Raw genomic sequence first — 12,817 nt, 5'->3', positions numbered from 1 at the left:
TAGATGTGTTTACAAAAGTGATATTTTTTTTAATAGGGTTAGTAACTGTTTATCTCTTAGCATTATTATGGAGTAGTAATAGAAAAAAAGTTAAATATAAAAACTTACTTATTATTTTGGTTGTTCAGTTAGTTGTTTGTTATTTTATATTACAATCAAGTGAAGGTATAAAACTTGTATCGCTTATTTCTGATGGCTTTAATAAGATACTTTTACACGCTCATCAAGGGACAGCATTTGTTTTTGGAAGCTTGGCTGATACTAAGAAAAATGGCTTTGTTTTCTTCTTTAATGTTGGTATGCCGATAGTTCTTATTTCTGGAATAATAGGTGTTTTACAGTATTTCAAAATTTTACCATTTGTTATTAGAATTATAGGTTTTATTCTGACTAAAATTACAGGAATGGGTAAGCTTGAGTCATTCAATGCAGTAAGTTCCCTAACTGTAGGCCAGCAAGAAAACTTCCTTATATATAAGAAAATAATTGGCCACTTACCAGCTAATGTACTATATACAATGGCTGCCACAGCAATGTCTACAGTGTCACTGGCAATTGCTGGATCTTATATGTCAATTATCCAACCAAAATATGTATGTACAGCAATTGTTTTGAATATGTTAAGTACTTTCTTTGTGCTTCATATTATTAACCCATATGACAAAGATCCTAGTCTAGACTATGATAGCTTGCATCAAGATTACGAAGAAGAAAAGCAAAGCTTCTTTGAAATGTTATCAGAGTATTTATTAGATGGTTTTAAGATTGCTGTAATTGTTTGTGCGATGCTTATTGGCTTTATAGCACTACTGAATTTGGTTGATAGTATATTTCAAGGGGTTTTAGGTATAACATTTAGGCAAATTTTAGGTTATATATTCTATCCTTTTGCATGGGTACTAAATATTCACGGAAGTGAGATATTTCTATCAAGCCAAATTATGGGTACAAAAATAGTTACTAATGAGTTTGTAGCGATGCAAGAACTAAGTAAACATGCAAAAGATCTTTCAGAACATACTCAAGCTGTAGTTTCAGTATTTTTGGTTTCATTCGCTAATTTTTCATCGATTGGTATTATAGTGGGGGCAGTCCAAGCTCTTAATAAAGAAGCTTCGGTTAAAGTAGCAAGATTTAGTTTGAAGATTTTATACGGGGCTGTGCTAGTTAGTTTATTATCAGCTGTTATAGTTGGCTTTGTTATTTAAAGGTTTTGAAAAATGCAGAGTAAATTTATTGTAATAGAAGGTCTTGATGGTGCTGGTAAGAGTACAGCTATTGAGTTTATCAGAAAGTATTTACAAGAGAAAAAACTACCAACTGTGTATACTCGTGAACCTGGTGGGACAAAAATAGCAGAAGATATTAGAAATTTAGCATTAAAAAATTATAGTGATGAATCGGTGCATTCTGATACAGAACTACTTCTAATGTATGCAAGTAGATTACAGCACGTACATAGTTTAATAAATCCATCTTTACAAAAAGGGCTAAACGTTGTTTCAGATAGGTTTTACTGGTCAAGTATTGCTTATCAAGGTGGTGGTAGAGGCATTGATCTGAAAAAGATCTGGGCTTTAAATGATTATTTTCTTAAGGATTGTGAACCTGACCTAACCATATACCTTGATATTGATCCTATAACTGGCTTGCAAAGAGCTAATAAGGTAGGTAGCCCAGATAGAATAGAGCAGGCAGGCCTTGAGTTTTTCAATAGAACTCGCGAAGCTTTTAAGGTACTCGTTAAAGAATCTGATAAGGCGGTAGAGATTGATGCTTCTCAGCCTGTAACTAGTATTGAAAAACAAATATACCAAATATTAGATAATCATTTTAGTTTTTAAAATGAAATATTTTTAGTAAACTTCTTTAATTAAATTATTATATCAAATTATAAAAAGTAAGAATTGTTATGAGTGAATATTTAAATGAAATTGCAAAACGTAGAACTTTTGCAATTATTTCGCATCCAGATGCTGGTAAAACAACTATTACAGAGAAAATGCTACTTTTTGGAAATGCTATCAAAACAGCAGGGACTGTGAAGGCAAAAAAAAGTGGTGTCCATGCAACATCTGACTGGATGGAGATGGAAAAGCAAAGAGGTATTTCGATAACAACATCAGTGATGCAGTTCCCATATAACGATCGAGTAGTTAATTTACTTGATACTCCAGGGCATGAAGACTTCTCAGAAGATACATATCGTACACTTACCGCGGTTGATTCTGCATTGATGGTCGTTGATGCAGTTAAAGGTGTTGAGGATAGAACTATTAAGTTAATGAATGTTTGTCGCCTAAGGGATACTCCTATTGTAACTTTTATGAATAAGTTTGATAGAGATACTCGTGATCCACTAGAACTTTTGGATGAGGTTGAGGATATTCTTAAAATCAAATGTGCTCCTATGAATTGGCCTATTGGTATGGGCAAGTATTATAAAGGTGTCTATGATCTCTATAATGATGAGGTTACTTTATTTGAAACAGGTCATGGTCATGAGATTCATCCTTATAAAAAGATTAAAGGTTTGGAAAATGCTAAAGATGCTATAGGTTTAGATTTGTATGATGACCTTGAAATGGAAATTGAGCTTGTTAGAGGTGCAAGTCATCAGTTCGATGAACAAGAATTTCTAGAAGGTAAACTTACTCCAGTATATTTTGGTACAGCGCTAAGTAATTTTGGTGTCAAAGAAATGATGGATGGTTTTACAAAGTATGCTCCAGCGCCACAGCATCGTGAAGCTGATCAAAGAGATGTCCAAGCTGACGAGAAAAAACTAAGTGGCTTCGTTTTTAAGATTCAAGCAAATATGGATGAAAAGCATAGAGATAGAATAGCATTTTTCAGAATATGCTCTGGTAAATATGAAAAGGGTATGAAAATTTTTCATGAAAGAACAGGAAAAATGATGCAGATATCAAAAGCTTTGACGTTTATGGCTGGTGAAAGAGAGCAGGTTGAAGAAGGTTATGCCGGAGATATTATTGGTTTACACAATCATGGTAGTATCCAAATAGGTGATAGTTTTACACAAGGTGAAAAACTAAAGTTTAAAGGTATACCAAATTTTGCTCCTGAGATATTTAAGAGAGTTAAACTAAATGACCCTCTAAAAATGAAGGCATTACAAAAAGGTTTGGTACAACTTTCTGAAGAAGGTGCAACGCAAGTATTTAAACCTATCATCTCTAATGATTTAGTTGTTGGGGCTGTAGGTGTTTTACAGTTTGATGTGGTTGCTCAACGCTTAGCAACAGAGTACAATGTTAAATGCTCTTATGAGGGCGTAAATGTTGCTTTAGCGCGTTGGATATTTTGTGATGATGATAAAAAGCTTAATGATTTTAAGAAAAAATATGAAGTTAATTTATCATATGATGGGGCTGGCTATTTAACGTATCTAGCACCTACTGGGGTCAATTTACAGTTGGCTCAAGATAAAAATCCAGATATTATCTTCAGTGCAACAAGAGAGCATTAAAATCATATGCTTTTTAAGCAGAAAAAATATGCTATAATTTTTAAGTCTTTGTTTATAGGTTATTAGGGTGCTAAATGTTTAAAGGTATCAATAAAATTCTTATTGCTGGAGTTGCTTTGGTTGCAATACAGCCAGCTTTCTCAATGGAAATATATACTGTTAAGTCAGGAGATTATTTATACAAAATAGCAAAAACTCATTCAGTTAGTGGGATAAGCAATTCTGAATTAACGGATGCGATAAAAGGTATAAATAAATCAGAAATACCAGGAATTGTAGATAATCGCATACAAGTTGGTGATAAGCTAGCTATTCCGACTACAAAAGGTGAGGTCGAAGATGGTTTGACTTTGGTTAGGAATCAGATGATTCAAGGTTCATATAATCAATCAAATGATAACTCATCGTCTACCCCATCTATTTCAAGTAATGCTAGTAAAACTAGGCTTGGTGATAAGTCGATGATTTCTACATCAAAAGAGGTAACTACACCAGAGAATAATGCCATTAGCCAAGATAAAATACCTGTATTAGTTCCAGGAGAGAATGGTTCTGTAGATAGTAGTAGTGCATCACAAACATATAGCAATAGTTTAAATAGTGGTATTGACTCTGATAGTATAAATGAGACGGAGTCTTCTGATGGTAATGAAAATTCTGGATCTTTTTTCTCCTCTTTATTTAAGTTAATAGTTTACATAGCTATTTTGGCAGCAGTATTTTTCATAGCTAAAAAGTTTTGGGAAGGTAGAAACACTAAAAAAGAACAAGAATTAGAAATACTAGGTAAAAGAAAGAGAGATCATCTTATGTCGAGGATTTCTCCAGTTGTATCAGATAATGATTTTTATAAGTCTGATAATGCAGATCAACAGACCCCACAAGAAGAATTTGATTTTTTTGCGAATAACCAAGGATCGCCAACTGAAGATGATATAGAGTTAGATCAGCAAGAATCTAATATTAAAGAAGAATCTGAGGATCTAAATTCTAAAAATCCAGAAGGCAGTTTTCAAAGTCAAAAAAATGTGGCTATTAAGACTGAAAAAGGTGTAGTTTTTGAAACTTCTAGTGATGATGTGATTATTGGCAGTGATAATAATGAAATTGAAGAGATTGACTCTCAGGATCAAGCAGAACAAGAGCTACAATATATAGATGAGTTGATTGAGCAGTATTTAGATAGTGAAAAATATCTTGAGGCTAGTATAACTATACAAGATGCATTAGAGAAAAACCCAAATAATATTGATTTACGTTATAAGCTTTTAGAAGTTTATGCTCAGGCTGGTGATGAAATTGCTTTTGAAGGAGAGGTTCATTTTATTAAGTCTAAGAATATAGTTAGTATGTTTGATCCATTGCATCAAAAGATTGCCAAGCTTAGAGACAAATATTTTGAATAAATTTATTTAACATAATTTTAGAGAAAAAGATGCTTTTTAGAAAGAAAAAAAATGTCGAAAACAAAGATGTTTCTTCGACTCAGCCAGAAGACAATAATAAAAAAGGACTATTTTCAAGATTACAATCAGGGCTTTCAAAAACAGCAAGTAAATTTGGAGGCGGGCTAAGCACTATATTAATGGGACAAAAAGTTGTTGATGAAGATCTTCTTGAAGATATTGAAATGCAGCTTTTAACAGCAGATGTTGGTGTTGAAGCAACTGATGAAATAGTAGAGCATCTACGTGATAAAGTCGCAAGGAATGAACTACAAACAGCTGATAAACTTAATGAAATAATTCAGCAAAAACTAACGGAAATAATCTTGCCTTGCCAACGACCGTTAGAAGTTGATTCACAAAAAACTCCTTATGTAATATTGGTCGTAGGTGTTAATGGAGTTGGTAAGACTACAACAATAGGTAAACTTACTAAGAAACTTCAATCTCAAGGTAAATCAGTTATGCTAGCTGCTGGAGATACTTTTAGAGCTGCTGCTGTAGAGCAACTTCGTGAATGGGGCGATAGAAATAATACTCAAGTTGTATATCAGAAAGAAGGAGCTGATAGCGCTTCTGTGATCTATGATGCTATTAGTTCAGCTAGATCAAAAGAGGTAGATGTTGTTATTGCTGATACTGCTGGTAGATTGCATAATAAAGACAACCTTATGCAAGAGCTTAAGAAAGTTGTCAAGGTTATTAAAAAAGTAGATGAATCAGCGCCTCATGAGGTTATGCTTGTGGTTGATGCAACTACTGGAGGTAATGCTCTTAGTCAAGCGGAAGCTTTTCATGAGATAGTTGATCTTACTGGTATAACTATAACAAAGCTTGATGGTACAGCTAAAGGAGGAATTATCTTCTCAATAGCTAGAAAACTGAGGTTGCCACTTAGGTTTATAGGTGTTGGCGAGAAGATTGATGACCTTCAGGTTTTTAATGCAAAAGACTTTACAAGAGCTCTTTTTGACGCCAAGTAAATTGATATAAATATTTCTTAATTCAGTATAGTTTTTTATCTGTTGATTTTATCTAATAAATATTGCAAACTTTGATTAATTTTTTATTCCATATATTGTTTAATGAGAAGAGCAATAGTCTTACTTTTTATTCAACTGATTGCTTCTGTAGCTTTTTTTATAGCAACAGTAATTATAGCTAGATATCTTGGTCCAGAGGATTTTGGAGACTTTTCTGCTGCTTATAGTGTTGCATCAGTTGCTTATATAGTGTCCCTTTTAGGAGCTGATGTCATTGTAATGAATGTAATAGCTGTTTCTATGAAGTATCAAAAAAAGGGAGAAGTAAAAGCTTTTATAGTATATGTATTTATTATAGTTGCTATTTTAAGTATTTTTTATTACTTAGTCGCGGTATCTGCTTACTGGATATCAAATAATATATTTTTATTAAAATATAACCATCCAGTTTTTGTTGCTGTGATTTTTATTCCTGTTATGGCGTTGACATTTTTCTTTTATAGAGTGTTAATTTCATTTTCTAAGCCAATATTAGCAAACGTGCTTTTTAAAATACTTATAAACTTTTCTATGCTATTTTTAGCATGTTTGATGTTTTTAGTGCAGGCTTTTCGAAACTCTCATATGGCCGTAATATTATTTATGCTGGCTTGGATCATAACATTTATAGTAATGTTATTTATATTAGCTAAAAAAATGAAAATATTTGCTGCAAATAGGGATGAAATAAAATATAAAAATTGGCTTAATTCTGGACTTTCTGGATTACCTTACACTTTAGCACTATTTACATTGCCATATTTAGCAGTTATTGGAGCAGAGGTTTTCTTAACTAATGAGGATAGTGTTGGAATTTTTGCTACAGCGGCATCTTTTTCACAGGTGATTGCGAATAACTTTATAGCATGTATACAGTCTGTTGCCCTAGCCCCTATTGCAATAGCTATCTATAACAAGAAATTTTTTGATGTTAGAAAGGTTTTAGAGAAAAACCTTATTGTTACAGGTAGTTTGTGTATTTTGCTTATAGTCATCGTATTCTTTTTTGGCAAAGAGTTTTTATTAATTTATGGTGAAAAATATACAGTTGGAAGTAATATTTTAACTATTTTCATGATAACTCAGAGTATTGTTTTAACAGGATGCTTGGCAGCTCCAGTACTTCTTTATTTTAAGAAAAATAAATTTGTCTTTTTGAGCTCTATAATGCTTATGGTTTTTTTAATTATATTTATCAGTATGTTAGGGTATATATATCAAGAAGAGGGGCTTGCAATAGGTGTTTTACTCGCTGTATTTGTTATCTTTTTAATCCAAAACATATATGCATATAGACTAACATTTAAAAATTCATTGTAATATTATTAAAGATTTAAGCTTCCTAAGCAACTGTATTTTTTTAACTAAAGCAATATCTAAACGCTAGATTTATAAAGCTCTCTAATATATGATGGAAATGAGTGTTTTTTATCTCTTCTCCTTTAGAGAAGCGGTTTGTGCTGTTAATTTTAAATATGAGGTAATCTAATATATGTCGGGAATAAGTAAAGGAAGTATTCGAGCTCCTTTTTGGGTTTTATGGACTCTTGAGCTATGGGAGCGTTTTGGTTACTATGGTTTACAGGCAATTTTAGCAATATATTTCGCTAAACATCTAGGCTTTAGTGATGCAGATTCAATGTTGATTTTTGGATCATTTTCAGCATTTTTGTATGGGGGACCATTAATTGGAGGCTGGATAGGTGATAATTATCTAGGAGCAAAAAGAACAATCTTTATTGGAGCGGGGCTTTTAGCTATATCATATTTCTGCTTAAGTATATCTGCAAATTTATCAGAGATATTAGGCATTAGTGAGAAAGCAATGGTTATGTACGCATTAGCTGGTGTAGCTATTGGCGGTGGATTATTTAAAGCAAATCCAAGCTCTCTTATTTCAAAGTTATTTGATAAAGGCGATCCAGCACTAGATGGAGCCATGACTCTTTATTATATGGCTATCAATATTGGTTCTTTTATTTCGATGCTGCTTACTCCGATTGTTGCTGCTAAGTATGGTTACATGCATGCATTCTTCTGTTCAGCTTTTGGTATGCTTTTAGGCTTGCTTAGCTACACTATCTTTTATCCTAAGATTAAGCATATTATGACTGAAGCAGGCTCAAGGAAGATGAGTTACTCAAAGATGGTTGTTGTAATCGTTGGAGCTTTTGTTGCAATACTGCTAGTTGGAAACATTCTTGAGAACACTAACCTATGTAGAATTATTGTTGCTGCAATAGCTATTGGAGCGTTAATATACTTCTTTATGCAATTGTTTCAGCAAGACAAACATGAACAAAAAAGAATGATTGTAGCCTTAATATTAATTATTCAAGGTATAATTTTCTTTGTACTATATCAGCAAATGCCGACATCATTAAATTTCTTTGCGGTAAATAATGTTGATACACATTTTCTTGGGATGAATTTAGAGCCAGAACAGTGGCAGGTATTAAACCCAATAGTTATTGTTTTGATGTCACCAGTATTGTCTGTTTTATACAAGAAAGTTCCAGGGACACATGTGACAAAGTTCTGTTTTGGTATGACTCTTTGCGCGATGGCATTCCTGGTTTTATACTTCCCTCAATTTACTACTTCTAATGGTATTGTATCTGGATGGTGGCTAGTTCTTAGTTATTGGTTACAGTCTACTGGAGAGCTTCTTATCTCTGCTTTAGGACTATCGATGGTTGCAGAATTATTTCCAAGAAAAATGGGTGGCTTTGCTCAAGGTATGTGGTTAATTACAACAATGATAGCAGGTCCTATAGGAGGTATTGTTGGTGCCTTAACAGCTCCTGAGCCAGGTCAACATTTTACTAAAGTTGAAAGTATATCTGTTTATGGCCATGTGTTTTTAGTAATAGGCCTATTTGTAGCAGCTGTGGCTATTATCATGTGGATATCTCGAGGATGGTTGAATAAAGTTATTGAGAGTACACGAGCTCATGTTAATGAAACTTTACATAATCCAAATGAAGACTTCTTCTTAGATAAAAGTCACGAAATTTAATCTAGATATCTTTATTCTAATATTTTTTGTTAAAATATATTCAGTTATTTTTAAAATATAATTTCTAATGTCTAATAAATTTTTATCAGGATTAAATACTCAGCAGCAAAAGGCGACTTTATTAGAAGATCGTAACTCTTTAATATTAGCAGGTGCTGGTAGTGGTAAAACAAAAGTTCTCACATCTCGAATAGCTTATCTTTGTCAAAATAAAGGTGTAGCTATAGATAATATCTTAGCAGTAACATTTACTAATAAGGCAGCTAGAGAGATCCAACAGCGTGTTGAGAGTATGCTAGGTATATCGACATTTGGTATGTGGATAGGAACCTTTCATGGGATTGCACACAGATTATTACGTAAACATGCTCATGAATTAGGGTTAGATAAAAATTTTAGAATCTTAGATCAAGATGAACAAGCTCAACTTATAAAAAAAGTTATCAAAAGCTTAGATCTAGATGATAAAAAATACCCTCCTAAATTATTGCAAAATTTTATAAATAAGCAGAAAGATAAGGCTATACGTAGTAACAAGCTTGCTAATCAGTATGATGCAAACTACAGTCATATTTATAAAGCATATGAAGAGCGTTTGCTATTAGATAATGCTTTAGATTTTGCGGACCTTCTTCTATATTTGTATGAGCTTTTTTCATTAAATCAACAACTAAGAGAGTATTACCAAAGTTTATTTAAATATATTCTTATCGATGAGTTTCAAGATACAAACCAAGTGCAATATATGTGGCTAAAACTTTTGGCTACAGATAATAACTATACTATGGCTGTTGGTGATGATGACCAGTCAATATATGGTTGGCGTGGAGCGGTTGTTGATAATATTCATAATTATGTCAAAGATATAAATAATGTTGAGGTTATAAAATTAGAACAAAATTATCGTTCAACTAAGAATATCTTAAAAGCTGCAAACTCAGTGATTAAGAATAATGATAACAGGATGTCAAAAGAGCTCTGGTCAGCAGCCGAAGAGGGTGAGAAGGTAGAGGTTTATTGCGCAGTAAATGAGCGTGATGAAGCTAAATATATTATTGAGAAAGTTCGTAATCTACATTCGCAAGATGTCGATTATAGTGATGTTGCAATACTATATCGCTCTAACTATCTATCGCGTGTTCTAGAGGAGAGTTTTATATATGCAAGTATTCCTTATAGAATTTATGGAGGTTTTAAGTTCTTTGATCGAGCTGAGATTAAAGACGCGTTGGCGTATCTGAGACTTGCTGTAACAAATAATGATAATTTAGCCTTCGAAAGAATTATTAATACTCCTACTAGAGGCATAGGTAACAAAACTCTAGAAACTATTAGAAACTTTGCTCAAATAAACTCGATTTCATATTGGCAAGCTACAATTGAAGTAATTCAAAGAGAGCTTGTGACTAAAAGAACAGCAGGACTATTATTTAAATTCATAGAATTAATTAATGAGATATCTAGTCAGATTAGTGATCTAAGTTTGGATAAGTTACTTGAGTATGTTATTAATAAAAGTGGTTTGTTAGCTTCTTATGAAGAGAAAAATACCGAAAAAGATCGCCAAAAAATAGATAACTTAAAAGAGCTTATCAGTGCAGCCAAAGATTTTGAGCCTCAGATAGAGCTACTTGATGATAATACAGATATTTTACAAGATTTCTTATCATTTGCTGTATTAGAAGCTGGTGATATGCAAGCTGATGAGACTGTTGATAGCGTTCAACTGATGACTATTCATGCTTCAAAAGGGTTAGAGTTTAAATATGTATTTATGGTAGCTGCTGAAGAGGGAGTCTTCCCACCAAGCTCAATTATTAACGCAGAAGAAGCTTTCGATAGTAAGCATTCTAAGAAAATGCAGGAGAAATTAGCAGAAGAAAGAAGGTTATTTTATGTGGCAATAACAAGAGCTATGAAAGCTTTGACTATTAGTTATGCTCAAGTGCGTAATATATTCGGCCGTAGTAGCTTTCAGGTTAAATCTCGATTTTTAGCAGAGATAGATGACGAGCATCTAAGTGAAGGTAAGAGCCATACTATAGATAAACCAAAAGCTAAAGTACGACAAAAATCTAATTTTGGCGTTTCGGCGTTTGATTTTCTTAAATCTAATAGTGCTGCAGGTAGTAGCTTTAATCCAGGCGATCGCGTCTATCATAAGGTCTTTGGTAAGGGAGTATTTGTTAAGTCTCAAGCACAGGGTTCAAAAGAGTTTTTTACAGTCGATTTTGGTAGTGATGTAGGTCAAAAGATTTTATTAGCGGATATAGCAAATTTAGTTAAAGTATAAATACTAATTTGTCTATTAGAGACTTTAATTAGACATGAACAATTTTGTGATATTTTTACTAATTTATATTTGGGTTGATATTATAGTTAATCCGAATGACTCATGTAAAATAAAACCTGTCATTCCGGACTTGATCCGGAACCTCCTAGTTAAAGTAAAGAGATCCTGAATCAGGTTCAGGATGACCTCATAAATGTACACAATACAGTCGGATTGACTATATGTATGGTATCTTCTTTAGAAGATATAGCCTACTAGTTTTATATGGTTTGATTAATATTCTTAACCATTCTTTGTAGCACAATAAAAGCAAAAAGTAGGCATATTATAAATATTGCAGTTATACTGACACTTGCCTGGATATTCATTAGGTTACCTATATCTATAGATGATCCAACAACAAGCTGACCTATTTCAATAACTAAGGTTATAATCATATTTGTTAGAGCGACACCTATTGCTGCAAAGTCTTTAGGGCATATCTTATTGAAATAGTACCAGACCAAAACTTGTGATGCTGAAAACATACCAAAGATAAATGTAATTATTATCGCCGAGTTTTTAAATATTCCTAAGTTTATTAGTATACAAGTGATACCAACTCCAAGTATTGAGAGATTAATTATATTTTTACTATTAAATTTATTACAAAGTAAGGTTTTTATTGGAGAGAAGATAATCCAACCTATAAATATTGAAGTAATAAGCGTAGTTGAGAATATATCGCCAAAGCCATATGATTGCTTAAAGTATAAAACTCCATATTGAGAGGTTAAAACTACAGTTGGTACGTATAGTAGTCCTCCCCAAACAGCATTCTGCCAAAGGCTTTTGTTCTTTATGAGTTGTTTACTTACTTCAAATATTTGATCAAATCTAGGCATTAGAGAGATTGTGTATCTTTCTTTAGGTAGAGCTAAAAAGAACAATAGTGCTAAAGGGAAAGCTATAAGCCCAGAGTAAATAAAAATATTTATCCAAGAAGTGTCATAACTAGATATTAAAACACTAATATTTTGAGAAAAAGCAGCAGCTAATGTGCCTAATGAGATAACAACACTTGTAACTATAGAGAAATATTTAGGATTTAGGTTTTCTAGAGTTAATTTTAGAACGCCAATAAATGCAAATGATGATCCAATACCAACAAGAAGTCTACCAAAAAGAGCTAACTCATAACCGCCTGATATGAAAATGATATTTCCAATACCACAAGTTATTGTCGCAAATATAAGAATTTTTTTGCTTCCAAATCTGTCGAGTAATATTCCTGCAGGAATTTGCATCAGAAGGTACGTGATGTTGTAGCTAGAAACTAAAAATGAGAATCCAACATGAGTTGAAATATTAAAATACTGGACTATTTGTTCTTGATAAACACCGGTTAATATTCTTAGAAAAAATTCATAACAGTAAAAACTTATACCAATAGTTAGTATAAGTGATAGTCTGAGTTGTTGCATCATATTTTATAAAAAAGTATTTACTATTTTAAATCTATACTTTTGTGTCTAGTTTGTCTAATTAACTTTTTGTAATTGATTTTTT

Annotated in this window: 9 protein-coding genes; 8 read left to right on the top strand and 1 reads right to left on the bottom strand. The window is 32.5% G+C overall.

What is annotated here, in order from left to right; genetic code table 11:
• The first annotated feature begins 5 nt into the window (after positions 1-5).
• The 8 genes from F7310_RS09180 (at position 6) to F7310_RS09145 (ending at position 11,269) form a co-directional block, all read left to right on the top strand.
• Positions 6-1,208, top strand: a complete 1,203-nt coding sequence (locus F7310_RS09180; protein ID WP_072713578.1) for a NupC/NupG family nucleoside CNT transporter — start codon at positions 6-8, stop codon at positions 1,206-1,208.
• A 12-nt stretch (positions 1,209-1,220) separates the two neighbouring features.
• Entirely contained in the window at positions 1,221-1,844 is a 624-nt protein-coding gene (tmk, locus tag F7310_RS09175) for a dTMP kinase (RefSeq protein WP_072713285.1), read from the top strand.
• Between the two features lie 68 nt (positions 1,845-1,912).
• On the top strand, positions 1,913-3,490 hold the full coding sequence (locus F7310_RS09170; protein WP_072713284.1) for a peptide chain release factor 3: 1,578 nt from the start codon (positions 1,913-1,915) through the stop codon (positions 3,488-3,490).
• A 74-nt stretch (positions 3,491-3,564) separates the two neighbouring features.
• Positions 3,565-4,896: a LysM peptidoglycan-binding domain-containing protein gene (locus F7310_RS09165; protein WP_072713283.1), complete on the top strand. Its 1,332-nt coding sequence runs from the start codon at positions 3,565-3,567 to the stop codon at positions 4,894-4,896.
• Positions 4,897-4,925: 29 nt separating this feature from the next.
• Positions 4,926-5,918 (top strand): signal recognition particle-docking protein FtsY, encoded by a 993-nt coding sequence (gene ftsY / locus F7310_RS09160; RefSeq protein ID WP_072713282.1) that lies wholly within the window; start codon positions 4,926-4,928, stop codon positions 5,916-5,918.
• Positions 5,919-6,020: 102 nt separating this feature from the next.
• Positions 6,021-7,277, top strand: a complete 1,257-nt coding sequence (locus F7310_RS09155; RefSeq protein WP_072713281.1) for an oligosaccharide flippase family protein — start codon at positions 6,021-6,023, stop codon at positions 7,275-7,277.
• A gap of 172 nt (positions 7,278-7,449) precedes the next feature.
• Positions 7,450-8,976, top strand: a complete 1,527-nt coding sequence (locus F7310_RS09150; RefSeq protein ID WP_072713280.1) for an oligopeptide:H+ symporter — start codon at positions 7,450-7,452, stop codon at positions 8,974-8,976.
• A gap of 67 nt (positions 8,977-9,043) precedes the next feature.
• Positions 9,044-11,269 (top strand): UvrD-helicase domain-containing protein, encoded by a 2,226-nt coding sequence (locus F7310_RS09145; RefSeq protein WP_072713279.1) that lies wholly within the window; start codon positions 9,044-9,046, stop codon positions 11,267-11,269.
• A gap of 260 nt (positions 11,270-11,529) precedes the next feature.
• Here the strand turns inward: F7310_RS09145 and F7310_RS09140 are convergent, their stop codons facing one another.
• Positions 11,530-12,732, bottom strand: coding sequence for an MFS transporter (locus F7310_RS09140; RefSeq protein ID WP_072713577.1), 1,203 nt, complete (start codon positions 12,730-12,732; stop codon positions 11,530-11,532).
• Positions 12,733-12,817 lie beyond the last annotated feature (85 nt).

The sequence above is a fragment of the Francisella uliginis genome, assembly GCF_001895265.1.
GTDB classification, from domain to species: Bacteria; Pseudomonadota; Gammaproteobacteria; order Francisellales; family Francisellaceae; genus Francisella; species Francisella uliginis.
The sequence above is the reverse complement of the archived record's forward strand: the minus strand, read 5'-3'. Positions and strand labels throughout refer to the sequence as shown.

Bases quoted from the DNA above. Each gene is read 5' to 3' on its own strand.
- tmk (WP_072713285.1), top strand. From the start codon at position 1,221: ATGCAGAGTAAATTTATTGTAATAGAAGGTCTTGATGGTGCTGGTAAG.
- F7310_RS09155 (WP_072713281.1), top strand. From the start codon at position 6,021: ATGAGAAGAGCAATAGTCTTACTTTTTATTCAACTGATTGCTTCTGTA.
- F7310_RS09145 (WP_072713279.1), top strand. From the start codon at position 9,044: ATGTCTAATAAATTTTTATCAGGATTAAATACTCAGCAGCAAAAGGCG.
- F7310_RS09150 (WP_072713280.1), top strand. From the start codon at position 7,450: ATGTCGGGAATAAGTAAAGGAAGTATTCGAGCTCCTTTTTGGGTTTTA.
- ftsY (WP_072713282.1), top strand. From the start codon at position 4,926: ATGCTTTTTAGAAAGAAAAAAAATGTCGAAAACAAAGATGTTTCTTCG.
- F7310_RS09140 (WP_072713577.1), bottom strand. From the start codon at position 12,732: ATGCAACAACTCAGACTATCACTTATACTAACTATTGGTATAAGTTTT.
- F7310_RS09165 (WP_072713283.1), top strand. From the start codon at position 3,565: ATGTTTAAAGGTATCAATAAAATTCTTATTGCTGGAGTTGCTTTGGTT.
- F7310_RS09170 (WP_072713284.1), top strand. From the start codon at position 1,913: ATGAGTGAATATTTAAATGAAATTGCAAAACGTAGAACTTTTGCAATT.